The sequence below is a fragment of the Actinophytocola sp. genome (assembly GCF_049647105.1).
In the GTDB taxonomy this organism is placed as follows: Bacteria; Actinomycetota; Actinomycetes; order Mycobacteriales; family Pseudonocardiaceae; genus Actinophytocola.
Genome location: NZ_JBARWZ010000064.1, coordinates 1 through 24,668 on the forward strand (window position 1 = coordinate 1; position 24,668 = coordinate 24,668).

Below are 24,668 nucleotides of genomic sequence, written 5' to 3' on the forward strand. Positions count from 1 at the left end.
GGCTTCATCGTTCGACTTGCATGTGTTAAGCACGCCGCCAGCGTTCGTCCTGAGCCAGGATCAAACTCTCCAACAATGCTTTGTTAGAAGAGAAACAAATCCCAGCAATATATACCTAGCTCCAAAACATAGAGGCCAGGCACAAGCTCACTAGCATATTGAATCGGCACACTGTTGAGTTCTCAAACAACACACGCTCAGCCGTCACATGCCGCACCGCGACACGCTCTGACAGACGTCAGTTGGTTTACTGCGTTATGGTCTGCTGGAGCGCCAATCCCTACTTGGGAGACCTTAGACAGTCCCACTTGGGAGGCTTACCGCTCTAGCAGTGCCGCTACATGCTATCCGGTCCGTTTCGCGGTGTCAAGTCCGCTTGGCCCGTTCGCATCCAGCCACTGAAGTGTATCAGAGGCCGGGTTTTGCGTCGGAGGGGGGTCAGGGCTTGCTAGTTCCTGTCCGGTCCGCCGCTCTGTGCGACGAGGAGAAAGTTACAGAGCGGCAGATGCACAAGTCAAATCGGCTGGTCAGAGGCTTGCGCTCACAACAGCGGAAGCAATGTGCGCAGCTCATAGGGGGTGACCGATCGGCGGTACGCGTCCCACTCGTGGCGCTTGTTTCGAAGAAAAAAATCAAAGACGTGTTCCCCGAGCGTTTCGGCCAGAAGTTCGGACCCCTCCATCTCGACGAGGGCCTCCCCCAGGTTCTGCGGGAGGTTGCCGTAGCCGGCCGCGCGACGCTCGGCGTCGGTCAGCGACCACACGTCGTCCTCGGCCGCGGGCGGCAGCTCGTAGCCCTCCTCGACGCCCTTCAGCCCGGCCGCGAGGATCACCGCGTACGCCAGGTACGGGTTGCACGCGGAGTCGAGGCTGCGGATCTCCACCCGCCGCGACGACGCCTTGCCCGGTGAGTACATCGGCACCCTGACCAGGGCAGACCTGTTCGCATGGCCCCAGCACACCGCGGTGGGCGCCTCCCCGCCGACGATCAGGCGCTTGTAGGAGTTGACCCACTGGTTCGTGACCGCGGAGATCTCCCGCGCGTGCTTGAGCAGGCCCGCGACGAACGCCTTGCCCGTCTTCGAGAGCTCGTACGGGTCCTCGCTGTCGTAGAAGGCGTTCTGGTCGCCCTCGAACAGGCTCACGTGCGTGTGCATGCCCGACCCTGGCTGGTCGGTGAACGGCTTCGGCATGAACGACGCGCGGACGCCCTGCGTGATGGCCACTTCCTTGACCACGTACCGGAAGGTCATCACGTTGTCGGCCATGGTCAGCGCGTCCGCATACCGCAGGTCGATCTCCTGCTGGCCGGGGGCTCCCTCATGGTGGGAGAACTCGACTGATATGCCCATCGCCTCGAGAGTCTCGATCGCGTGACGCCGGAAATGGGTAGCGGTCTCATGGCTCGCCTGGTCGAAGTACCCGCCGTTGTCGGCCGGGATCGGCTCACGGCCGTCCGTTGGCACCTCGCTGAGCAGGAAGAACTCGATCTCCGGATGCACGTAGCACGTGAAGCCGGACTCGCTCGCCTTGGCGAGGGTTCGTCGCAGCACGTGACGGGGATCCGCCCAGGAGGGTGACCTGTCGGGCATGGAGATGTCGCAGAACATGCGCGCGGCGTAGTGGTGCCCCTGTGGGTCCTCCCATGGCAGCACCTGGAACGTCGCCGGGTCGGGCCGCGCGACCATGTCGGACTCGTAGACGCGGGCGAAACCCTCGATCGCAGAGCCGTCGAAGCCGATGCCGTCGGCGAACGCGCCTTCCAGCTCGGCGGGGGCCACCGCGACCGACTTCAGGAAGCCGAGGACGTCGGTGAACCACAGCCGCACGAAGCGGATGTCGCGCTCCTCGAGGGTGCGCAGGACGAACTCTTGCTGACGGTCCATGTCGGCAGCCTAGGTAGATCGTGTTAACTGCGTGTTTCGGCGCTGATCGCATCCCGGGTCGGGCGTATCGCGATGGACAGCAGCGCGGCGACGACGCACAGGCCACCGGCGAAGTACCACGCCATGTCGTAGTTGCCCTGTGTGTCGCGGATCGCGCCTGCGCCCAGCGCCGCGATGGCCGCGCCGACCTGGTGTGCGGCGAAGACCCAGCCGAACACGACGGGCCCGGACATCCCGAAGCGGTCGCGGCACAGCGCCACCGTCGGCGGCACCGTCGCGATCCAGTCCAGGCCGTAGAACAGGATGAACACCCACATGGATGGTTCTGTCCCGGGCGCGAACAGCGACGGCAGGATCATCAGCGACAGGCCGCGCAGCGTGTAGTAGGCGCCGAGGAGTAGTCGCGGATCCACCCGGTCGGTGAGCCAGCCGGAGAAGATGGTGCCCGCGATGTCGAAGAGGCCGATCAGCGCGAGCAGGGACGCCGCGGTGGTGTGCGGCATGCCGTGGTCGTGCGCCGCGGTGACGAAGTGGGTGCCGACCAGGCCGTTGGTGGAGGCGCCGCAGATCGCGAAGCCGCAGGCGAGCAGCCAGAAGGTCCTGGTGCGGGCGGCGGTGGTGAGCGCGCGGATGGCGCGGGCGGCGCTACTCCCGGTCACGGGCCCGGCGACGGTCACGTCTTCGGGTGTCGCTCCGTAGGCGGTGGTGCCGACGTCGCTCGGGTAGTCGCGGAGCAGGACGAGCACGATCGGCACGACGGCGAGCGCGGCGGCCGCGACGACGACGGCCGGGGTGCGCCAGCCGTGTTCGGTGGCCAGTGTCGCGACGAGCGGGAGGAAGACCAGCTGCCCGGTGGCGCCCGCGGCGGTGAGGATGCCGCTGACCAGGCCGCGGCGCGTGACGAACCAGCGGCTGGTGACGGTCGCGACGAACGCCATGGACATCGAGCCGGTGCCGATGCCGACCAGCACGCCCCAGCACAGGAGGAGCTGCCAGCTCGCCGTCATGAAGACGGTGAGGCCGCTGCCCGCGGCGACCAGGACCAGGGCGCCCGCGACGACGCGGCGCATGCCGAGGCGGTCCATGAGCGCGGCGGCGAACGGTGAGATCAGGCCGAAGAGCACGAGGTTGATGGACACGGCGGCCGAGATCGTGGCGCGTGACCAGCCGAACTCGTCGTGCAGCGGGTCGATGAGGACGCTGGGGACCGCGCGGAAGCCCGCCGCGCCGATGAGGGTCACGAAGGCGGCCGCGGCGACCAGCCATGCCCAGTGGATCCGGGTTCGCACAGGCCGCACCCGCGGCTCGACTTGGGTCACGGTTCTGATCCTGCGGTGCTTCGTGCCGCCGGACGAGTGGCCCGATCGCCAATATATGAAAGGATCTGGCCATGGCCGTTCATCGGATAGCCGTCCTGGCCCTGGACACGGTCGTCGGCTACGACATGGCGATCCCGCCGCAGGTCTTCGCCGAGGCCACCGGCGAGCGCGGGGAGCGCCTGTACGAGGTGCGCATCTGCGGGCTCGACCGGTCACCGGTCCGGGTGGCGTCGGGCTACACGATGGTGCCCGACCATGACGCTTCGATACTGGCCGAGGCGGACACGGTGATCATCCCCGGCACGAAGGTCGAGGGGCCGCGCAGGCACGGCGTCCTGCCGCCCGAGATCGGGGAAGCCCTGGCCACGGTGCCGTCGCACGCGCGGGTCATGTCGATCTGCACCGGCGCGTTCGTGCTCGGCGCGGCCGGGATCCTCGACGACCGGCCCGCGACGACGCACTGGGCGTACGCGGACGAGTTCCGCGCGCTGTACCCGAAGGTGTCACTCAACGAGAACGTGCTGTTCGTGGACGACGGCGACGTGCTGACCTCGGCCGGGCTCGGCGCGGGCGTTGACCTGTGCCTGCACGTCGTGCGGCGCGACCACGGCAGCGAGGTGGCGAACCGGGCCGCGCGGTTCTGCGTGGTGCCGCCGTGGCGGGAGGGCGGGCAGTCGCAGTACATCGACCGGCACGTCCCCGAGCACGGCACCGACGGCATCGCGCCGACCAGGGCGTGGGTGCTCGGCAGGCTGCACGAGCCGCTCGGCCTCGCCGCGCTCGCCGGGCACGCCCGGATGAGCGTGCGGACGTTCTCCCGCCGGTTCCGCGCGGAGACCGGCATGTCGCCGGGTACCTGGCTGACCAAGCAGCGGATCGAGCACGCCAGGCACCTCCTGGAGACGACCGACCTGTCCGTCGACGTGGTCGCGGAGCGGGCGGGTCTCGGCACCGGCGCGTCGCTGCGGCAGCACATGCGCACCGCGCTCGGTGTCTCGCCGCTCGCCTACCGGAAAACGTTCCGGGCGGGCTGAACACCTCTCAGCACACCGGCCCTAGGATTCCCGCATGATGCGCCGGATTCTGCTCGTCACGCTCGCGCTCACCGCGGCGGTCGCCACGGCCTGTTCCTCCGATGACCCGCCTGCCTCCGACGGGAACCAGCCCGACGGCAAGCAGCTGCTGGCCGAGTCGGCGGCGTCGACGGCCGACATCCGCAGCGCGCACTTCACGCTCGCGGTGAACGGCGAGATCCCCGGTCTGTCGGTGAAGAGCGCCGAGGGCGACCTGACCAGGGAGGGCGGGCCGGCCGGTGCGGCAAAGGGCACCGTCTCCATGGACCTGATGGGCAGCCTGTTCGAGGGCGAGTTCGTCCTGGTCGACGACGCCCTCTACATCAAGGGGCCGACGGGCGGGTTCACCGAGCTGCCCGCGTCGATGGTGCGGAGCGTGTACGACCCGGCCGCGATCCTCGACCCGGACAAGGGCATCGCGAACGTGCTGAAGAACGTGACCGACGCGCGCACGGAGGGTTCTGAGGACATCGACGGGGTGTCGACCTACAAGGTGACCGGGCGGGTCACCAAGGACGTCGTGTCGACCCTGGTGCCGGGCATCGACTCCGACGTCGACATCACCTTCTGGCTGCGCCAGGACGACGGGCACCAGCCGGTGAAGGCGAGCGTGAAGGCGCAGCAGGGCACCGTCGACGTGACGCTGTCGGACATCGACAAGCAGGTCGAGATCACGGCACCGCAGTGACCACCGAGGTGCGGCCCCGCGGCCGCGCGATCGCGATCGGGGCGGGCGGGCTCGCGGTACTGCTGGGGGCGCTCGACACGTACGTCGTGGTCAGCGTGCTGCGGCAGATCATCGAGGACATGCAGATCCCGCTGAACCGGCTCGAGCGGGTGACCCCGATCGTGACCGGGTACCTGCTGGGCTACGTGGCGGCGATGCCGTTGCTGGCGCAGGCGTCGGACCGGTTCGGGCGCAAGCTGCTGCTCCAGGTCTGCCTGCTGGGGTTCATCGTCGGCTCGGTGGTGACGGCGGCCGCCGGGGACACCACGGCGCTCGTCACCGGCCGGGTGATCCAGGGGGTGGCCAGCGGCGCGCTGTTGCCGGTGACGATGGCGCTGGCGGCGGACCTGTGGGCCGAGCGGCAGCGGTCGGCCGTGCTGGGCGCGGTCGGCGCGGCTCAGGAGCTGGGCAGCGTGCTCGGGCCGGTGTACGGGATCGCGCTCGCGGCACTACTCGGGTGGCGCGGGGTGTTCTGGGTGAACGTGCCGCTGGCCGTGGTGGCGATGGTGGCGGTCCAGTTCACCGTGCCGCGCAGGAACCGGGTGGGTGACCGCCCTCGGGTGGACGTCGTGGGGGCCGTGCTGCTGGCGGTCGTGCTCGGGCTGCTGGTGGTCGGGCTGTACAACCCGGACCCGCGCAACCAGGTGCTGCCGTCGTGGGGGCCGCCGCTGCTGATCGCCGCCGCGGTCGTGTTCGTGGCGTTCCTGGGGTGGGAGGCGCGGGCGCGGACACGGCTGATCGACACGTCCGGGGTGGCACTGCGGCCGTTCCTCGCGGCGCTGGGGGCGAGCCTCGCGGCGGGTGCCGCGTTGATGGTGACGCTGGTGAACGTGGACCTGTTCGGGCAGACGCTGCTCGGGAAGGACGACAACGGGAGCGTGCTGCTCCTGGTGCGGTTCCTGGTCGCGCTGCCGGTCGGCGCGCTCGCCGGTGGGTGGCTGGCGGGCCGGTTCGGTGACCGCGTGCCCGCGTTCGCCGGGTTGCTGGCGGCCGCGGCCGGGTTCTGGCTGGTCTCCATGTGGCCGGTCGACGTGTTGTCGTCGCCGCACTCCCTGGGTTTCGTGGACCTGCCACGCCTCGACACCGATCTGGTAATCACTGGTCTTGGGCTCGGTTTGGTGATCGCGCCACTCTCCGCTGCCGCCTTGCGGGTGGTGCCGTCGGTGCAGCACGGGGTGGCCGCCGCCGGGGTGGTCGTGGCGCGGATGACGGGGATGCTGGTGGGCGTGGCGGCGCTGGCCGCGCTCGGGTTGCACCGGTTCCACTCGCTGACCGCGAACCTGGACACGCCGCTGCCGTTCGGGAAACCGGAGGCGCGGTTCGAGCAGGAGATGGCGGTGTACCGGGCCGCGGTGAACGACGCGCTGCTGACCCAGTACAGCGAGACGTTCGCGATCACGGCCGTCGTGTGTGTGGTGGGGGCGCTGCTCGCGTTGCTGATCGGTAAAGAGCCACGGGAACGGGTCTGAGAGGGCGCGCGAATAGGGTCGGTGGATGCCCGTCGTCGCGGCGGGCGCCGCCATGCCCTATTCGCGCGCCCTCTAAGTCGCCTTTTTCAGTGCTCGTGCGGGTAGGTGGCGCAGCACCGGCGCGAGCACGCGCCACGGCCATGGCGGCACGTACGCCGCCCTCGGCTCCCGCTCGATCGCCGCCACCATCGAGCGCACCGCGGGCACCGTCTCCGCGATCAACCGGCCCGGCTCCGGGTTCATGTCCGACCGGATGTAGCCCGGCAGGATCGTCGTGACCTTGATGGGCGTGCCGACCACGTCGACCCGGATGCCCTCCGCCAGCGACGACAACGCCGCCTTGGTCGCCGCGTACGTCGTCACCGAGCCGGGCAGGCCACGCAGCGCGGCCATCGAGGAGACGACCACCAGGTGCCCGGAGTTCTGCCTGCGGAAGATCTCCATCGCCGCCTCGCACTGGGCGAGCGCGCCAAGCACGTTGGTCTCGACCGTCTCGCGGTTGGCCTGGTGCCCGCCCGTGCCGATGGGCCCGCCCCTGGCGATGCCCGCGTTCACGATCACCCGGTCGAGTCTGCCCAGCTCGTCGGCGAACTCGCGGAACACCGCGAAGACCGCGTCCGGATCGGTCACGTCCAGCTGCTTGACCAGGACCCGGCCGGGCAGTTCCGCCCGCAGCTCCTCGAGCGCGGGCAGTCTGCGGGCGCACAGCGCGAGCGAACGGCCCCGGTGCGCGAACTGCCGCGCCAGCTCCGCGCCGATGCCCGCGCTGGCACCGGTGATCAGGATGTGCTTTCTCAGGGCTTGCACCGGGTGCCTTCCGCCGGGAGTGCCAGATCGGTGAGGTACTTGGCGCCCGCATCGTCGACGCACTCGTTGTCCTGCAGGAACACCGTGTGCTGCGTCGCCTCGTACGTCAGCAGGCCGCCGCCGAGGCCCTTGGCCAGTGCGACCCCCGCATCGTAGGGCGTGGCCGGGTCCCCCGTCGTGGAGATGACCAGCACCTTCGGCAGGCCCGGCACGTTCGGCACGTGTGGCTCGCTCGTGTTGGGCACCGGCCAGTACGCGCACGAGTCCAGCACCGGGGCGGGCGGGTTGCCGTCGTCGAGGAACGGCGCCGCCTCCTTGTACTCGCGGTTGAGCTCGAGAGCCACGTTCGGGTCGGTCACGCGTGGGTCGTCGACGCAGCGGACGGCCGTGAACACGTCCTGCGTGGTCGAGTAGGTCCCGTCGGGGTCGCGTTGCAGGTAGAGGTCCGCCAGCCACATGAGCGTCGCGCCCTCGTTCTGCTTCAGCTCGTTCAGGCCGGTGTTCAGGTACTCCCACAGGTCCTCCGAGTACAGCGCCTGCACGACCCCCGTCGTGGCGTCCTCGTAGGAGAGCCTGCGGCCGTCGCCCGCCTCCACCGGGTTCTCGCCCAGCGGGCGGACCAGGTCGTGGAACTTGCCCAACGCCTGGCTCTTGTCCTTGCCCAGCGCGCAGTCGTCCTCGTCGACGCACCACGCCACGAAGTCGTCGAACGCCTTCTGGAAACCCGCACCCTGCGCGACGACCTCGTCGACCGGGCTCTGCGACGGGTCGAGGGCGCCGTCGAGGATCATCGCCCGCACGTTGCCAGGGAAGGTCTCCGCGTAGGTGCTGCCGATGCGGGTGCCATACGAGTAGCCCAGGTAGGTGAGCTTCTCGTCGCCCAGCGCGGAACGCAGCACGTCGATGTCCTTCACGACGTCGCGGGTGCCGATGTTGGCGAGCATCGCGGCGCCGAACTCGGTGTTGTCCGCGCACTTCTGCGCGTACTCCTTGGACTCCGCGTCCTGCTTGGCCACACCTTCGGCAGAGACGTCGAGCTCGTCGTCGTTCGCGCGTTCCTCGTCCATCTCCTCGTCGGAAAGGCATTCGACGGTCGGCTCGCTCGAGCCGACGCCACGCGGGTCGAAGCCGACGAAGTCGAACCGGTCGGCGAGGGTCTCGTTGACGTCGGCCAGCGAGGCCGCGGTCGACAGGCCCGCCGCGCCGGGGCCGCCCGGGTTGATGACGAGCGATCCGATCCGCTGGTCCCCGTCCTTCGCTGGCCTGCGGAGAATGCCGAGCCTGATGGTGTCGCCCTCGGGTTTCGCGTAGTCGAGCGGCACCGTGAGGTGCGTGCACTGCAGGCCGTCGGCGGCGAGTGCCTCCGCGTCGAAGTCGCTCTCCGCGTAGTCGGCGCAGCCCTCCCACGTCAGTGGCTGGCTGTAGAACTGTTCGAGCCCCGGCGGGACCGGGCCCGCCGGTTCGTGCTGCTCTTCGAACGGGAGCCGCGGGCCGGGACTGCCGTCGACGGAGGTCGTGCACGCCCCCGCTCCGACACCGACCGCGAATGCGAGCAGGATGGATGCTGTCACGATGGCGTGCCGACGGCTTGTCACGCCCGTGATCCTGCCATTCACGGTGCTGTGCGGAGCCTGCGTGGCGAACGTCGGTACGGCCGGTCGGAACTCACGGGCCGGGGTGCACCGTTACCGTGCAGGTGGGCAGTACAAAACGGTGAGTGAACTGCGAGCGAGGAGGTGAGCGTCGGTGGCGGCGTTCATGCGGCGCGTGAAGGCCGGCTTCAGCCGGTTCCTGGACCGGCCGGCCACCGTCGACATCTCCCGGTACGAGGGGCTGCTGACCTCGATCGAATGGCGGGAGAAGAAGGTCGGCGAACTCTCCGACGAGGAGCTGACCGAGGCGGCGGCCAAGCTGCGGCGGGCGGGCGACGAACCGGGGTTCGACGAGAAAGAGCTGATCGAGCTGTGTGCGATCGCCAGGGAGGCGGCCAGGCGGGTGCTCGACGAGCGGCCGTACGACGTGCAGCTGCTCGGCGCGATGGAGCTGCTCGCCGGGCACGTCGTGCAGATGGCGACCGGTGAGGGCAAGACCCTCGCGGGTGCGATCGCCGCTGCCGGGTACGCGCTGCAGGGCAAGGCCGTGCATGTCATGTCGGTCAACGACTATCTCGCCCAGCGCGACGCCGGGTGGATGGGCCCGGTGTACGAGCTGCTCGGCGTCTCCGTCGGCTGGGTCAGCCAGACCTCGTCGCAGGACGAGCGGCGGGCCGCGTACGCGGCGGACGTGACGTACGGGTCGGTCAGCGAGATCGGGTTCGACGTGCTGCGGGACCGGCTGTGCACCTCCGTGGACGACATGGTCGGCCGTGCGCCGGAGGTCGTGATCGTCGACGAGGCCGACTCCGTGCTCATCGACGAGGCCAAGGTGCCGCTCGTGCTGGCGGGCTCCTCCGACGAGGGCCAGTCCGACCCCGAGGTCGCCAAGATCGTCCGGACGCTCAAGCCAGGCCAGCACTACGAGAAGGACGAGGACGGCCGCAACGCGTGGCTGACCGGCCGCGGCTCGAAGGCCGTCGAGAAGGCGCTGGGCGGGGTCGACCTGTACTCCGGCGAGCACAGCGACCGGCTCGCCGCCGTGAACGCGGCACTGCACGCCCATGCGCTGCTGGAGCGGGACGTGGACTACATCGTCCGCGACGGCAAGGTGCACCTGATCAACTCCTCGCGTGGCCGGATCGCGCTGCGGCAGCGGTGGCCGGACGGACTGCAGGCCGCGGTCGAGGCGAAGGAGCGGTTACGGCCCACCGAGAGCGGCGAGGTGCTGGACTCGATCAGCGTCCAGGGCCTCATCGGGCGGTACCGGACGGTGTGCGGCATGACCGGCACCGCGGTCGCGGTCGCCGAGCAGCTGCGCGAGTTCTACGAGCTGCGGGTCGCGGTCATCCCGCCGAACACGCCGTGCGTTCGCGAGGACGAGGACGACCGGCTGTACGACACGGTCGAGCACAAGGAAGAGGCGATCGTCCGCGAGATCGCGGCCGTCCACAAGACCGGGCGGCCGATCCTGATCGGCACGCGGGACGTGGCCGAGTCGGAGCGGCTCGCGAAGATGCTCGACGACGCCGAGGTGCCGTGCGTGGTGCTGAACGCGAAGAACGACGCGCAGGAGGCCGCGATCGTGGCCGATGCCGGCGCGTACGACGCGGTCACGGTGTCCACGCAGATGGCGGGCCGCGGCACCGACATCCGTCTCGGCGGCAAGAAGAAGACCGACCGGGACGGTGGCAAGGACAGGGACGTCGAGGAGCACGACAAGGTCGCCGACCTTGGCGGACTGCTCGTGATGGGCACCGGCCGCTACCCGTCGAGCCGCCTCGACGACCAGCTGCGCGGCCGGTCCGGCCGCCAGGGCGACCCCGGCGGGTCGATCATGTTCGCGAGCCTGTCCGACGACCAGGTGATCCAGTACGCGCCGGACGCGACCGCGGGCGCGGAACCGGACGACGACGAGGACGAGGGCAGGCTCACCGACCCGACGACCAAGCGGTTCGTCGACCACGCGCAGAAGGTCGCCGAGGGCGTCCAGCTGGAGATCCACCGCAACACCTGGCGGTACACCAGGCTCATCGAGCACCAGCGCAGGGCGTTGCTGGAACACCGCGACGAGCTGCTGCGCACCGACCTGGCCGCCACGGAGCTGGCCGCGGTGTGCGCGGAGCGGTGGGAGGAGCTGTCCGACGAGGTGGACGAGAAGGTGCTCGAGGAGTCGGCGCGGCAGATCATGCTGTACCACCTCGACCAGCGCTGGACCGAGCACCTGGCGTTCCTCGCGGACGTGCGGGAGACCATCCACCTGCGTGCGCTCGCCAAGGAGACGCCGATCGACGAGTTCCACCGGACCGCGATCCCCGAGTTCCGCAAGATGCCGGACGAGATCTCGGAGCGGGCGGCGGAGACCTTCAAGGAGGTCGAGTTCGGGCCGGAGGGCGTCGACCTGGCCGCCGACGGTCTGCGCAGGCCGTCGTCGACCTGGACGTACATGGTCCACGACAACCCGTTCGACACCGATGCCGAACAGGCGCTGCAGCGGGTCCGCGCGATGATCAAGAAGGTGCGAGGCGGGTCACGCAGGTAACTTTTCGCCTGATGGGCGAAAACGTGTCAGGATGGTCGCATGCCACAACTTCGCATCGCGCTCGCGCAGGTCAACGCCACGGTCGGCGACCTGGACGGTAACGCGGGCCTCGTCGCGTCGTGGACGGCACGGGCGGCTGCAGGCGGCGCGCACCTGGTCGTGTTCCCGGAGATGGTGCTGACCGGCTATCCCGTCGAGGACCTCGCGCTGCGTGAGTCGTTCGCGGCCGCGTCCAAGCAGGCGCTGACCGAGCTTGCCGCACGCCTGGACGCCGACGGGCACGGGTCCGTCGCGGCCGTGGTGAGCTACCTGGACCGGGACTCCGCCGGGCCGAGGGACGCGGTCGCCGTGCTGTACGACGGCCGGGTCGTCGCCACCCAGTTCAAGCACCACCTGCCCAACTACGGGGTGTTCGACGAGCGGCGGCTGTTCAAGGCGGGCGACACGCTGGACATCGTCCGGCTGCACGGCCTCGAGATCGGCCTGGTCATCTGCGAGGACATCTGGCAGGAGGGCGGGCCGATCTCCGCGCTCGGCGCGGCCGGGGTGGACCTGGTGGTGTCGCCGAACGCGTCCCCGTACGAGCGGCACAAGGACGACCAGCGCGAGCCACTCGTGGCACGCCGTGCAGAGGAGGCGGGCGCGCCGCTGGTCTACGTGAACATGGTCGGCGGCCAGGACGACCTCGTGTTCGACGGCGACTCGATGGTGGTCGCCGCATCGGGTGAACTCCTGACGCGGCTGCCGCAGTTCGTCGAGCACCTGACCGTGATGGACCTCGACCTGCCGGGTGGTGCACCGACCCAGGCGGGTGACATCGAGGGCTTCGCGGTGCGGAGGGTGTCGTTGTCGGAGGCACTCCCGCGGCCGTACCCGGCCCGGCCGCTGCCCGACGCGTTCGAGCCGCTGTCCGAGCTGGAGGAGATGTGGCGCGCGCTCACGCTCGGCCTGCGTGACTACGTGCGTAAGAACGGGTTCACCTCGGTCGTGCTGGGCTTCTCGGGCGGGATCGACTCGGCAGTGACCGCGGCGCTGTCCGCGGACGCACTGGGCGCCGAGAACGTGTACGGCGTGTCGATGCCGTCGGTCTACTCGTCGGACCACTCGAAGTCCGACGCCGCCGACCTCGCCGACCGCATCGGGTGCCACTACAAGGAGCAGCCGATCGCGGGCATGGTCGAGGCGTTCGTCGGCCCACTCGGGCTGACCGGCCTCGCCGAGGAGAACGTGCAGGCCCGCTGCCGGGGCGTGACGCTGATGGGGCTGTCCAACCAGCACGGGCACCTGGTGCTCGCGACCGGCAACAAGACCGAGCTGGCCGTCGGCTACTCGACGATCTACGGCGACGCGGTCGGCGGGTTCGCGCCGATCAAGGACGTGCCGAAGACCCTCGTGTGGGAGCTGGCGAGATGGCGGAACGAGGCCGCGGCGGCCCGTGGCGAGACCCCGCCGATCCCGGAGAACTCGATCACCAAGCCGCCGTCGGCCGAGCTGCGGCCAGGGCAGATGGACTCCGACTCGCTGCCGGACTACGACCTGCTCGACCGGGTGCTCGACGACTACATCGAGGGTGACCGAGGGTACGGCGACCTGGTCGCCGCCGGGTTCGCGCCGGAGCTGATCGACAAGGTGCTGCGGATGGTGGACCGGGCCGAGTACAAGCGCCGCCAGTACCCGCCCGGCACCAAGATCACGTTCAAGGCGTTCGGACGGGACCGGCGACTACCCATGACCAACGCATGGCGCGAGGGCAAGTAGCGCGAGGCACAGAGCACGAGGGCACAGAAGAAGTGCTCATGGATCTTTGCGCGAAGGTCCACGCCTGACCAACAGATGCCTCAGGGGAACGTGACGGCACCCAGCCACCAACCACCCACGATCCGCGGATGCGCTGGGTCGACACCAACACTTCAAAAACCCGGGGAGGCGGAGTTGGGCGGGCGTGTGAAGCTCGTCGCAGGCCGCTGTGCGACCGCCCAGTTGGTGTCACGCTGGTTTCGTAAGCCATCCACGAATACCCGGGGACCCACACGACGTGGGCTTCGAGGGAAGGACGGTAGACAATGACGTCGGCATCGAACCCCGAGGTGGCCGCGCCGTACGGCACCGGGGCCAGCGCCCCGGCCAAACCGGCGAAGCGCGTGCGCATCCCCCACCTGCGGGAGCTGAAGGAGCGCGGCGAGCCGTGGCCCATGCTCACCGCCTACGACATGTACACCGCCGAACTGTTCGACGAGGCCGGCATCCCGGTCCTCCTGGTCGGCGACTCGGCCTCCAACAACGTCTACGGCTACGAGTCCTCGCTGCCGGTGACCGTCGACGAGATGATTCCACTCGTACGTGCGGTCACCGGGTCGGTGAAGCGGGCACTGGTCGTGGCGGACCTGCCGTTCGGCTCCTACCAGCTGTCCCCGGAACAGGCGCTGGCGACCTCCGTGCGGATGATGAAGGAAGGCCGCGCGCACGCGGTCAAGCTCGAGGGCGGGCGGGCGTTCGCGCCGCACGTCAAGGCCATCACCACGGCAGGCGTGCCGGTCATGGGCCACATCGGGTTCACGCCGCAGAGCGAGCACAACCTCGGCGGCTACCGCGTGCAGGGCCGGGGTGACGCGGGCGACGAACTCCTCGAGGACGCCATCGCGCTGCAGGAGGCGGGTGCGTTCTCGGTCGTCATGGAGATGGTGCCCGCCGAGGCAGCGAAGCGGGTCACGCACGAGCTGGCGATCCCGACGGTCGGCATCGGCGCGGGCCCGGACTGTGACGCGCAGGTGCTGGTGTGGCAGGACATGATGGGTCTGCGGCGGGGCAAGGCGCCGAGGTTCGTGAAGCGGTACGCCGACCTGGCCGGTGTCATGCAGGGCGCGGTCGAGCAGTTCGCGGCCGAGGTACGGGGACGTGAGTTCCCCGCCCCAGAGCACGTGTTCCATTGAGTTCGTAACGACGGTGCCCGCGACGGGAAGGTCGCGGGCACCCGTCGTGTCGATGTCGATCCGGGGTCGGCTCGTTCGACGCATGGGCATGAGCACTCTTGCGATCAACATGTTCCTGACCCTCGACGGCGTCGCGCAGGCGCCCGGCGGACCCGATGAGGACCGGGACTCGGGCTTCGAGCACGGCGGCTGGCAGGTGCCGCACTTCACCCAGCAGCTGGGCGAGGAGATCATCGGCCCGTGGCACGCGAACCCGGGCGCGTTGCTGCTCGGCCGCAAGACCTACGAGATCTTCGCCGGGTACTGGCCGCGCATCGGCCCTGACCACGACGACTACCCGATGGCGAAGATCCTCAACGACGCACCCAAGTTCGTCGCGTCGCGCACCCTGACCTCGGCGGACTGGACGAACTCGACGGTGCTCGACGGTGACGTGGTCGCCGCCGTGACCGGGTTGAAGGAGCGGGACCTCGGCGAGATCCAGGTGCTCGGCAGCGTCGACCTCGCCCAGACACTCATCCGGCACCGGCTCATCGACGAGTTCCGGCTCACCGTGTTCCCCGTGTTCCTTGGCACCGGCAAGCGGCTGTTCGACGGCACCGTGCCGACCGGACTGAAGCTCGTGTCGTCGCGGACCACCGACGGCGGGGTCGTCGCGTCCGTGTACCGGCCAACCGGGGCGCCGACCTACGGGTCCTACGGGCTGTGATCAGCCTCGGCCATGGGGCTCGGCCCAGTCGGTGACCGGGCCCTTCGGCACGATCCGCGTCGGGTTGATGGCGTCGTGGGTGTAGTAGTAGTGGCGCTTGATGTGGTCGAAGTCGACCGTGTCGCCGATGCCCGGGGTCTGGAACAGGTCCCGGGCGTACGCCCACAGCACCGGCATCTCGGTCAGCTTGTTCCGGTTGCACTTGAAGTGGCCGTGGTAGACGGCGTCGAACCGGACCAGCGTCGTGAACAGGCGGATGTCGACCTCGGTGAGCCGGTCGCCGACCAGGTAGCGCTGGTTCTCCAAACGCGCCGACAGCCGGTCAAGCTCGGCGAACAACGCGTCGTAGGCGTCCTCGTACGCCTCCTGGCTGCCCGCGAACCCGCACCGGTACACGCCGTTGTTCACGTTGCGGAAGATCGGCTCGATGACCTCGTCGATCTCCGCGCGCAGGTGCTCCGGGTACAGGTCGGGTGCGCCCGGCCTGTGGAACTCGCGCCACTCGGTGGACAGGTCCAGCGTGATCCGCGGGTAGTCGTTGGTGACGACCTTGCCCGACTCGCTCTCGACGATCGACGGCACCGTGAACCGGCCGTCGAACTCCGGGTCGGACGCCAGGTAGGCCTGCGACAGGTACTCGATGCCCAGCACCGGGTCGCGGCCGCCCTCGTCGAGGGTGAAGCGCCAGCCGCGCTCGTCGCGGACCGGGTCGACCACCGCCAGGGAGATCGCGTCGTCGAGGCCGAGCAGTCCACGCACGATCAGCGCCCGGTGCGCCCACGGGCACGCGAGGCTCACGACCAGCCGGTATTTGCCGGGCGCCGCCTGCCAGCCGGACGAACCGTCGGCCGTGATGCGGTCCGTGAAGCGGTTCCTCTGTCGCACGAACTCGCCCCGCCCTGAGGTTTCTTTCCCGAACTGCACGGTTGCCATGTCCCCGAATCTAGGCTTCACGCATGCGTTTCTTCTACCCGCCGCTGGACGCGCACGCGAACGGCATGCTCGACGTCGGCGACGGGCACTCGGTGTACTGGGAGGTGAGCGGCAACCCCGACGGCAAACCGGTCGTGTTCGTGCACGGCGGTCCCGGCGGCGGCACCTCCCCACTGCAGCGCAGGCTGTTCGACCCCGCCGCGTACCGGATCGTGCTGTTCGACCAGCGCGGGTGCGGCCGCAGCATCCCGCACGTCGCCACCCGCGACCCCGACGAGCACAACACGACGTGGCACCTCGTCGCCGACATGGAGGCACTGCGCGAACACCTCGGCATCGAAAGGTGGCAGCTGTTCGGCGGTTCGTGGGGCGCCACGCTCGCGCTGGCGTACGCGCAAACTCACCCCGAACGAGTGACGGAGATCGTGCTGCGCGGGGTGTTCCTGCTGCGGCGGTCCGAACTGGACTGGCTCTACCGCGGCGGTGCGGGCGCGCTGTTCCCGGAGGAGTGGGCCGCGTTCGCCGCGCAGGTCCCCGACGGCGACATCCTCGCCGGCTACCAGAAGCAGCTCGACGACCCCGATCGGGCGGCCGACGCGGCCGCGGCCTGGAGCGGCTGGGAAGGCGCGATCGTGTCGCTCACCCCGAACCCGGGCCTGGTCGCGACGTACGGCAACCCGAGGTTCGCGATCGCGTTCGCCAAGCTCGCGCTGCACTACTTCACGCACGCGGGCTGGCTCGACGACGACCAGCTGATCCGGGACGCCGGCAAGCTCGCGGGCATTCCGGGGCGCATCGTGCAGGGCCGTTACGACGTGGTCTGCCCGCCGGTCACCGCGTGGGACCTGCACCGCGCGTGGCCGGACTCCGCGCTGACGATCGTGCCGCGCGCCGGGCACGCGGTCACGGACATGGGCATCCTCGACGCGCTGATCGAGGCTACGGACGCATTCCGCTGAGGAGCGCCGCATGTGCCTCGGCCAGTGACGGGCCGCACCACGTCAGGTGGCGGCCGTCGACCAGGGCGTACCGCAGGCCGGGGAAGGCCTCCGGGCCGTCGTCGGCGGTGAACTCGTACGGCTCGTCCGGGAGGACCACGAGGTCGGCGCCCGCGTCGTTCAGCTCCGCCAGCGACGGCCTCGGGTAGCGGTCCTTGTGGTCCGCGTACACGTTCGCCACGCCGAGGCGGTGCAGCACATCGCCGGCGAACGTGTCGCGGCCGACCACCACCCACGGCTTGCGCCACACCGGGATCACCGCCCGCGCCCACACCGGCGCAGGCGTGCGCCACGCATCCTCCGCGGCCACCAGCCACTCCGGTTCCGCCAGCTCCAGGCCCTGCGTGAGCAGCCTGCGCACCGAGCCGAGCCCTTCCGGGACCGTGGCGGCCGCGATGGTCACCCACACCGGGATGCCGTCCGCGCGGATGCGGGCCACGTCCTCGGGGCGGTTCTCCTCCGCGTTCGCCACCACCAGGTCGGGTCGCAGGTCCAGCACCGCGTCCACGCGCGGGTACTTCGAGCCGCCGACGCGCGGAACGTCCAGGCCCTCGGGGTGGGTGCAGTAGTCCGTCGCGCCAGCCACCAGGCCGGGGGCGCTCGCCTCGATCGCGTCCGTGAGCGACGGGACCAGGCTCACCACCCGCTTCGGCGTCGCGGCGAGCGGGACCGGCTCTCCCAGGTCATCCACCAGCAAGTCGGGCCTCCTCCGCCAGTACGTCCGCGTGGCACGCCGCCGGCGCGCACCAGCAGCCCAGCGCCCGGCCAGCCAGCTCGGGGATCCGGCGCAGCAGCACGGGCTGCTGGTGCAGCCACTCGCGGTACTAGAGGGCGCGCAAATAGGCGCGGCGGGCGCCGCCATGCCCTATTTGCGCGCCCTCTCGTCACCATGGTGGCCCGGTCGGCGCTGGCCAGCTTGACGAACGGGTTCGCGAACGGCGACTCCGGCCAGTCGTGCCGGTTGCCCGCGTGGCCGACGTAGGTCAGCAGACCCTCGTCGGCCAGCCACGGGACCAGGCGCTTGTGCGGGCCGCCCTTGCGGACGTTCACCACCACCGTCTCGCCGGAGAGGACCGCGAGCGCGAGTTCCCGCTCGGCCTCGGACATCTCGATGCTATGTGGCGACGCGTCCATCTACACGTCCGTGATGCGGATGCCGGCATGCGCCTTGTAGCGCCGGTTGATGGCGATCAGGTTCGCGGTGAACGCCTCCACCTGGTGCGCGTTGCGCAGGCGGCCGCCGTACACGCCGCGCATGCCGGGGATCGCGTCGGCCAGCGCGCGAACCAGATCGGTGGCCTCGCGGTCGTCGCCGAGGACCAGCACGTCCGTGTCCAGCTCGGCGATCGTCAGGTCGGCAAGGTGCACGGCCGACACGTGGTGGAACGCGGCCGTCACCCGCGACTCCGGCAGCAGCTTCCCGGCCTGCTGCGCGGCGCTGCCCTCCTCGACCGGCAGCGCGAACGGGCCCTGCTTGTCGAAGCCGAGCGGGTTCACGCAGTCGATCACGATCTTGCCAGCGAGCTGGTCGCGCAGCGACTCCAGGAGCGCGTCGTGGCCCTCCCACGGCACCGCGACCAGCACCACATCCGCGTCGGCGGCCGTGGTGGCGTTGTCGGCGCCGGTCACGCCGGGCACGTCGCTGCCAAGCTCGTCGGCGGCCGCCTGCGCACGCTCGGCGCTGCGCGACCCGATGATCACCTTGATGCCCGCCTTGGCCCAGCGCAGCGCGAGGCCCTTCCCCTGCGGACCGGTGCCGCCGAGCACCCCCACCGTCAGGCCTGTCACGTCGGTCAACGCAATCTCCTTTGGTGCTACGCGCGCTCGAAGACCACCTTGCGAGCCTCCGCGTCCGCCCCAGTCAAACGCACGCGGATCGTCTCGCCCTCCGAAAGGTCACCATTCGCACACTTGGCGATCACCGGCGGGCCGGTCAGGAAGACGTCCGCGGAGTTGCCCTCGGCACGCAGGACGATCGCCTCGAACTCCTGCCCGATCCGGTTGCGCAGCACCCATGCCTCCACCTGGTCCAGGCAGGCCTTGTCGACCTTGTTCGCGAGCGTGTCGGAACCGGCCATCACGTCGGGCAGCGCGGGCAGCGCCTCGCGCACCCACTCCGGCACCTCGTCGCCGGCGGCGATCGCGAGGCAGATCTCGGCGCCGAACCGGTCGACCAGCCTGCGCAGCGGCGCCGTGACGTGCGCGTACGGGGCGGCGATCCCCGCGTGCGTGGCCAGCTCGGGATGGGTGCCGTCGAACACCGTGTAGCCGGCGCCGCGCAGCAGGCGGGTCGCGTCCATGAACAGGGCCAGCGCCTCGGGGCGATTCGGGTCGAGACCGGCGAGCAGCTCGGCGGCGTCCATGTTCCTCGGCCACGTGATGCCCAGCGAGCGGGCGGAGCGGCGCAGCCACTTCACGGCGCCGTTCTCCGGGTCGGGCAGCGTGCGCAGGATGCCGATCCCCGCGTCGAGCATCAGCTCCGCCGCGGCCATGCCGGTGAGCAGGGAGATCTCGGCGTTCCAGGCGTCGACCTCGCTGCGTGGTCGCAACGTCAGGCGCCAGCCGTCGCCGTCCGGCTCCACCTCCTGGTCCGGCAGCTGCAGCTCCACCGCGCCGCGCCGCACGGCACGCTCCCGCCGCAGGCGCCCGATCGCGGGTAACGCCGCCAGCGACGGATGCACGGTGCCGTTCTTCAGCGCGGCGTCGACCGTTTCGTAGTCGTAGCGGGCCTGGGAGCGAACCAGGGCCCTGCGGACGTGGGCCTGTTCGAGCGCGCCGTCGGCGTCGCAGTCCAGCGTCCACAGTGCGGCGGGCGTGATCTGTCCGGGAAGGAGGCTCGCCACGCCCTCGCTCAGTACCGGCGGGTGCAGCGGGACGTTGCCGTCCGGCAGGTAGATCGTCTGCCCTCGGCCGCGGACCTCGTGGTCCAGCGCTCCAGCGGGTGCGACGAACGCGCCGAGGTCGGCGATGGCGTAGTGGACGCGGAAACCCGCGCCGCGCCGCGCCACCGCCATGGCCTGGTCGAGGTCCTTGGCGCCCGGCGGGTCGATGGTGACCAGCGGCAGGTCGGTGGCGTCCTTGTGCCCGTCATGGGTCCGGTTCGCCGCTCGCGCCGCCTCGTCCAGCACGGCCGGGGGGAAGTCCGGCGGCAGCGCGAACTCCTCCCGGACGTTTCCGAACCCGATCCGGTCATTGTTCGTGCGCACCACCACGCGGGGCACCCTACCCCGGGCCAGGGGTCATGGATCCTTGTGCGAGGGTCTGGGCCTGCCGGGGAGGCGGACTAGTCCCAGTTTCGTTCGGACTTGTCCCACGCCTCCGTGCGCTGCCTGGCGATCTCCAGCGCGTTGGCCGCGGTCTCCTTGTCGGGGTAGGGCCCCATGCGGTTGATCGCGGGACACACTTCACCGTGCTCTACCCGGTTGTGCTTCGTGCAGAAGTACCAGCCCGGGTCCGGGTTGTTGTCAGCCATGGGAAATAGCCTACGACCAGGGACCCACTTGCTGTGCGGGGAATCCGCGCGGGGGGGTGTCCTCATTGGCGTTGCGGTACTCGTCGGGGATCGGGTCCAGCACGGACACCAGCACCTCGGTGTCCTCCGGGTTGTCGATGCGCCGACCGCTGCGCTCGCGGTACACGAGCTCACCGTCCACATCGATCTCCACGAGGTAGCCGACCTCGGCGAGCTGTTCCTCGTCCAGGTTGACCAGCATCTCCTTGCGGGACGGCACGACCCGGTACTCCGGCCAGTCGAGGTGCCCGTACGCCTGGTGGAACTCCTGCAGGATCTGCGTCATCGCGTTCTGCCACGGCAGTGGCATCGCCTCCACGAGCGACTTCGGCAGCACCACGTAGTCGGCGGGCGTGCCGGGGTGCGGGTTCCGCAGGTAGTCCTGCAGCGGGGTGCTCGGCGCGGGCCTGCCCATCCGGGGCCGGCTCGGTTCTGGCGTGTACATGGTCTTCGCGCCCCCTCGGTCATACGCCAGGCCGCACGGCCTGGCCCATCAGCTCCGCCTCGCCCCAGCGGACCGGGCGGATGTGCACGGGCACACCGGTCTGCTGAGCCTCCACGATCTTGCCGTCCCCGATGTACATCGCAACGTGGTGAATGGTGTCCGGGTTGCTGGTGTCGTAGGCCCAGAACAGCAGGTCACCTGGCTGTGCCTGCTCCACCGGCAGCATCGCGCCCGCCCGGTACTGCTGCCGGGAAACCCTCGGGAGAGTGACGCCCACCGCGCGGTAGGACTGCAGCATCAGGCTGGAGCAGTCGAACGAGTTCTCGTGCGAGGTCGCCGCGCCCCACTGGTAGGGCTTGCCCTGCTGGCCAAGCGCCCACTGGATCGCGTTGCCCGCCGCCTTGGTCGGTGCGGGCACCAGCAGGCCGGTGCCCTGGCCGCAGCCCGTCGGGTCCGGCACCAGGCCGACGTTGCCGATCAGGTGGGCCGCCATCGGCTCCCACTTGTGGTAGCGGTCCGGGAACGCCGACCGCTCCACGTCCTGTGCCGACTCGCCGGGACGCTGCTCGTCCCAGTTCGGGACCTTCTCCAGCACGTCGTAGAACTTGTTGATCGCGTAGTCCGGGTCCGTGACCTCCGAGGGCGAGCCCCAGCCCATCGAAGGGCGCATCTGGAACATGCCGAGCGAGTCGCGGTCGCCGTGGTTGAGGCTGCGCAGCCCCGACTCTGTCATGCCCGCCTGGATCGCGACCTGCCACGCAAGCGGCGGCAGCTGCCGTTCCTTGCCGATGGCGATGATCATGGCGACGTTGTCGCGCTGCTCGCCGCTCAGCTTCGACGCGTCACCCGCGCCGCTGCCTGCCGGGCCCGACGTGATCGGGCCGAGGCTCGCGTTGCAGGTGAGGGCGCCACTCGCCCTGGCCTGGTCGGCCGCCTGGTCCTGCGTCACCACCTGGGTGACCGCACTGACCCCGGCGACAGCGACCGTCACGACGACGACCAACCCCCCGACGATCACCGCACTCTTCACGTCAACTCACCTGCTCGTAGAAGGCGACCCGCCAGCCATCGGGGGTGTCGATCACCGTGATGAGCAGGTTGCCGTCGTCGGTCGGCAGCTCCACCTTGACCGAGCTCGTGAAGGACTCCACGGTCTCGGGGTCGCCGGTCACCTTCGTGGCGGAGATGTTGCCCGGCTCGACCGTCGCCATCTCCGTGAGCTGTTCCTCGGTGGTGAACGGCCGCAGGTCCGCCAGCCAGTCCTCCACGCTGACGCCCACCGGGTGGTTCACCCATGCCTTGGCCCAGGAGTCGGCGACATCCAGCGCGGCCGGGTCCGGCGGTGCGGACGTCGGCGCGGACGGCGGCTCGGTGATCCTCGTCGGCAGGGCACTCGTCGAGCCCGTCACGCCCGGGGTGTTCGTGGTGCCGGGCCAGCTCGGCGCCGTGGTCGTCGTGGTGTCCGACGACTCGGCCGCCGCGCCACCCGGCTTGGTCCCGCCGGTCAGCTGGGGGACGAGGATGCCGATCGCGATGACCAGCACGGCCACCACGCACACCACGACGGTGAGGTGGCGGGGCGAGCGCATGGGCCAGCCCCACAGGCGCCGGTAGACCGCGGCGCGCCCGCGGTTGGTACGAATCGGCATGTCACCTCACCACCGCGTCGGTCTCGCGTGGCCCGTCCCGCAACGGCATGCGGCGCGGTGCGGGCTCACGCACCTCGAGGCCCCGCGACGGCCGGTACACGACGTGCACCGGTCGCCCGGCGACCATCTCGACGTCCGCCGCCCTCGGGTTCGCCCTGGGCGCCGCGATCGGTGCCGCGTCGAGCCTGCCCTCGTTGCGTGGACTGCTGACCTGCGACGGGACGACCATCGCGTCCTCGCCCCAGTCCCGGTCGTGCACGGGGTTCGTGTCCACGACCCTGCTGCGGCGTGGTGGCAGCGCACCGGCCGGGTCGTTGCGACCGCCAGGGCCACTCGGCATGAGCACGGCATCGCCGTCGCCCCGCGCGGGCGGCAGCCCGAGCGCGCTCTGCCCGAGCGACTGCCGCTGCGTGTCGAGCCGCTCGGCGGTCGCCATGACCGGCCCCGTCGCCTCCGGCCGCGGCCTGCGCCCGCCGGGCCGCGATGTGGTGGCCACGGTGTCGCCCGCCAGCTCCTCGTCCCGCAGGTTGTCCCAGAAATCGTCCTGTGGCCCGCGCTGGTCCTCGCCCTTGCGACGGCGGAACCGGGAGAACAGCCCGCCGCTCGCCGCGGTGGGCACGGAGGCCCCGACCGCGCCGACGGACAGCTCCACCATCTGCCACATCCGCTTCATCGGCCTGCCGACCAGCATGAACACCAGCGTCACGATGCCCGCGAGGAGCATCTGCGTCAGCATCGACAGCTTCACGTCCGGGCCGAAGATCAGCTGCAGGAACTTGAAGTGGATGCCGGCCAGCATGGCCAGGATCAGCACGTTCAGCACGACCGCGCCGACCGCCTTGCCGACCTTGCGCAGGATGTCGTGGTGGACGAGCGCCACCAGGCCGATCACCGGCGCCGCCAGCGTGAAGATGCGGAGCAGCAGCTGCGCCAGCAGGACCGCGAGCTTCGCGAGGAACTGGAACAGCGAGTAGACCAGCGACTGGAAGAACGCCAGGAACCCCGACCCGGTACGGCTTCCTTCCGTGCCGCTGAAGTAGCCCTGCGCGGAACCCAGCTCGTTGTAGATCCTCTGGTACTCGGCCCGCTTCGCCGCCTCGGCCTGATCGTTGGCGTCGTTCCCGGACACCAGGTCGTCCCACTTCCACGCCTGCGCGGCCAGGAGGGGACGGCCGAACTCCTCGGCTTGCGGGGCGTCCGGCTGCCCGAACTCACCACGCAGCCAGTTCTCGTAGACGATCCTGGTGTGCAGTTCGGTTGGCAGCACGTCCCGTTGGATCCGGTCCTCGTCCGGGTCGCGGAACCCGTTCTGGATGCCGGTGGTGGTCTCCACGATCAGCCGGTCGATGGCGTCGTAGTTGTTGACCAGCACCAGTGTGGACGCCGCCAGCCACATGCCACCGAGCGCGAACAGGCCGCGCTTGGACACCGAAGCCAGGTCACCCCGCCAGATCTGCCGGAACATCAGTACCGCGAGCACCAGCATGAAGACGCTGAACAGCTGCGTGTAGATGTTGTCGAAGATGGCGTTCGCTGCCGCGCCGATCTGCTCGTTCAACCCGCCGAGCACACCACCGTTGTAGAGCGTGTAGTGCAGCGAGTTGGTGGCACCGACGATGTTCTTGCCTATGTTGAACAGCTCGTTGCCCGCCCAGGTGTCGATCGTGACGCTGGGATCGGAGATCGACAGTGGCTGCTGGCAGTTCGGGTCGTAGACGTGCCAGACCATTCCCGCGTACCCGTGGTCCAGGTAAGGGCTGTTCGGGAACTTGTCGTTGGTGTACGGCCCACCCGCCTCACCGTTGCCCTGCGACGGGTCGATCGCGCCGACCATGCCGGCGCCGGGGCGTTCCGGGAACGGCGCGCAGCTGGTGTCCTGCTGCTGTGCCATCGCGGGCGATCCGAAGATCGCCTGCATGCCGAGGATGCCCGCGACGATCGCGAGTGAAGCAATCCGGCCCCTACGCCTGGCCGGATTCGCTGTACCGCGTCTTTTTCGCCGCCGCGCTGCGAAGAACAGCACGGCGGCTACCACCGCCATGATCGTGATCATGCTGTGCCGCCTTCGCCGGCCCCGGC

At 70.0% G+C, this 24,668-nt stretch carries 21 protein-coding genes, 1 rRNA gene and 1 pseudogene; 8 read left to right on the plus strand and 15 right to left on the minus strand.

What is annotated here, in order from left to right; all coding sequences use genetic code 11:
• The 3 genes from WBA97_RS08360 to WBA97_RS08370 all read right to left on the minus strand — a co-directional run.
• A 16S ribosomal RNA gene (locus WBA97_RS08360) occupies positions 1 to 76 on the minus strand; the annotation flags it as partial.
• 465 nt (positions 77 to 541) lie between these two features.
• Positions 542 to 1,885: a type I glutamate--ammonia ligase gene (gene glnA / locus WBA97_RS08365; RefSeq protein WP_424230147.1), complete on the minus strand. Its 1,344-nt coding sequence runs from the start codon at positions 1,883 to 1,885 to the stop codon at positions 542 to 544.
• Positions 1,886 to 1,908: 23 nt separating this feature from the next.
• Positions 1,909 to 3,174, minus strand: a complete 1,266-nt coding sequence (locus tag WBA97_RS08370; protein WP_424230148.1) for an MFS transporter — start codon at positions 3,172 to 3,174, stop codon at positions 1,909 to 1,911.
• A 101-nt stretch (positions 3,175 to 3,275) separates the two neighbouring features.
• Here WBA97_RS08370 and WBA97_RS08375 point away from each other — a divergent pair, with 101 nt between their 5' ends.
• The 3 genes from WBA97_RS08375 to WBA97_RS08385 are packed head-to-tail and all read left to right on the plus strand — an operon-like array spanning position 3,276 to position 6,473.
• Complete coding sequence (locus tag WBA97_RS08375) at positions 3,276 to 4,238, plus strand: GlxA family transcriptional regulator (protein ID WP_424230149.1); 963 nt, start codon at positions 3,276 to 3,278, stop codon at positions 4,236 to 4,238.
• Positions 4,239 to 4,272: 34 nt separating this feature from the next.
• Positions 4,273 to 4,965: an LppX_LprAFG lipoprotein gene (locus tag WBA97_RS08380; protein ID WP_424230150.1), complete on the plus strand. Its 693-nt coding sequence runs from the start codon at positions 4,273 to 4,275 to the stop codon at positions 4,963 to 4,965.
• Positions 4,962 to 6,473 carry an MFS transporter gene (locus tag WBA97_RS08385; protein WP_424230151.1) on the plus strand — a complete coding sequence of 504 codons (1,512 nt, stop codon included), beginning with the start codon at positions 4,962 to 4,964 and terminating at the stop codon, positions 6,471 to 6,473. Before WBA97_RS08380 ends, WBA97_RS08385 begins: the two co-directional genes overlap by 4 nt.
• Positions 6,474 to 6,545: 72 nt before the next feature.
• Here WBA97_RS08385 and WBA97_RS08390 read toward each other — a convergent pair whose 3' ends face one another.
• Entirely contained in the window at positions 6,546 to 7,280 is a 735-nt protein-coding gene (locus WBA97_RS08390) for an SDR family oxidoreductase (protein ID WP_424230152.1), read from the minus strand.
• Positions 7,268 to 8,875: an alpha/beta hydrolase gene (locus WBA97_RS08395; protein ID WP_424230153.1), complete on the minus strand. Its 1,608-nt coding sequence runs from the start codon at positions 8,873 to 8,875 to the stop codon at positions 7,268 to 7,270. The genes WBA97_RS08390 and WBA97_RS08395 overlap by 13 nt, the downstream gene beginning before the upstream one ends.
• A gap of 163 nt (positions 8,876 to 9,038) precedes the next feature.
• Here WBA97_RS08395 and secA2 point away from each other — a divergent pair, with 163 nt between their 5' ends.
• From secA2 to WBA97_RS08415, 4 genes are all read left to right on the plus strand, one after another.
• Positions 9,039 to 11,414 carry an accessory Sec system translocase SecA2 gene (gene secA2 / locus WBA97_RS08400; RefSeq protein ID WP_424230185.1) on the plus strand — a complete coding sequence of 792 codons (2,376 nt, stop codon included), beginning with the start codon at positions 9,039 to 9,041 and terminating at the stop codon, positions 11,412 to 11,414.
• A 39-nt stretch (positions 11,415 to 11,453) separates the two neighbouring features.
• Entirely contained in the window at positions 11,454 to 13,172 is a 1,719-nt protein-coding gene (locus WBA97_RS08405) for an NAD+ synthase (RefSeq protein ID WP_424230154.1), read from the plus strand.
• 305 nt (positions 13,173 to 13,477) lie between these two features.
• Entirely contained in the window at positions 13,478 to 14,344 is an 867-nt protein-coding gene (panB, locus tag WBA97_RS08410; protein ID WP_424230155.1) for a 3-methyl-2-oxobutanoate hydroxymethyltransferase, read from the plus strand.
• Between the two features lie 88 nt (positions 14,345 to 14,432).
• Positions 14,433 to 15,053 carry a dihydrofolate reductase family protein gene (locus WBA97_RS08415; protein ID WP_424230156.1) on the plus strand — a complete coding sequence of 207 codons (621 nt, stop codon included), beginning with the start codon at positions 14,433 to 14,435 and terminating at the stop codon, positions 15,051 to 15,053.
• Here WBA97_RS08415 and WBA97_RS08420 read toward each other — a convergent pair whose 3' ends face one another.
• A complete protein-coding gene (locus tag WBA97_RS08420; protein WP_424230157.1) occupies positions 15,054 to 15,986 on the minus strand; it encodes a glutathione S-transferase family protein in 933 nt (310 codons plus the stop codon).
• A 23-nt stretch (positions 15,987 to 16,009) separates the two neighbouring features.
• Here WBA97_RS08420 and pip point away from each other — a divergent pair, with 23 nt between their 5' ends.
• Positions 16,010 to 16,945, plus strand: a complete 936-nt coding sequence (gene pip / locus WBA97_RS08425) for a prolyl aminopeptidase (protein WP_424230158.1) — start codon at positions 16,010 to 16,012, stop codon at positions 16,943 to 16,945.
• On the opposite strand, the gene WBA97_RS08430 is transcribed toward pip, so the two are convergent.
• The 9 genes and pseudogenes from WBA97_RS08430 to WBA97_RS08470 form a co-directional block, all read right to left on the minus strand.
• Positions 16,926 to 17,678 carry a helical backbone metal receptor gene (locus tag WBA97_RS08430; protein ID WP_424230186.1) on the minus strand — a complete coding sequence of 251 codons (753 nt, stop codon included), beginning with the start codon at positions 17,676 to 17,678 and terminating at the stop codon, positions 16,926 to 16,928. The genes pip and WBA97_RS08430 overlap by 20 nt on opposite strands.
• Positions 17,668 to 18,118 (minus strand): annotated as a pseudogene (locus tag WBA97_RS08435) (DUF4326 domain-containing protein). Before WBA97_RS08435 ends, WBA97_RS08430 begins: the two are co-directional and overlap by 11 nt.
• A complete protein-coding gene (gene npdG / locus WBA97_RS08440) occupies positions 18,119 to 18,781 on the minus strand; it encodes an NADPH-dependent F420 reductase (RefSeq protein WP_424230159.1) in 663 nt (220 codons plus the stop codon).
• 17 nt (positions 18,782 to 18,798) lie between these two features.
• On the minus strand, positions 18,799 to 20,193 hold the full coding sequence (locus WBA97_RS08445; RefSeq protein WP_424230187.1) for an RNB domain-containing ribonuclease: 1,395 nt from the start codon (positions 20,191 to 20,193) through the stop codon (positions 18,799 to 18,801).
• A gap of 74 nt (positions 20,194 to 20,267) precedes the next feature.
• Complete coding sequence (locus WBA97_RS08450) at positions 20,268 to 20,456, minus strand: hypothetical protein (protein ID WP_424230160.1); 189 nt, start codon at positions 20,454 to 20,456, stop codon at positions 20,268 to 20,270.
• 10 nt (positions 20,457 to 20,466) lie between these two features.
• Entirely contained in the window at positions 20,467 to 20,940 is a 474-nt protein-coding gene (locus tag WBA97_RS08455) for a hypothetical protein (RefSeq protein ID WP_424230161.1), read from the minus strand.
• Between the two features lie 19 nt (positions 20,941 to 20,959).
• Positions 20,960 to 21,970, minus strand: a complete 1,011-nt coding sequence (locus tag WBA97_RS08460; RefSeq protein ID WP_424230162.1) for a C40 family peptidase — start codon at positions 21,968 to 21,970, stop codon at positions 20,960 to 20,962.
• Position 21,971: 1 nt separating this feature from the next.
• A complete protein-coding gene (locus WBA97_RS08465; RefSeq protein ID WP_424230163.1) occupies positions 21,972 to 22,589 on the minus strand; it encodes a hypothetical protein in 618 nt (205 codons plus the stop codon).
• Position 22,590: 1 nt separating this feature from the next.
• A complete protein-coding gene (locus tag WBA97_RS08470; protein ID WP_424230164.1) occupies positions 22,591 to 24,630 on the minus strand; it encodes a magnesium transporter in 2,040 nt (679 codons plus the stop codon).
• Positions 24,631 to 24,668: the final 38 nt, after the last annotated feature.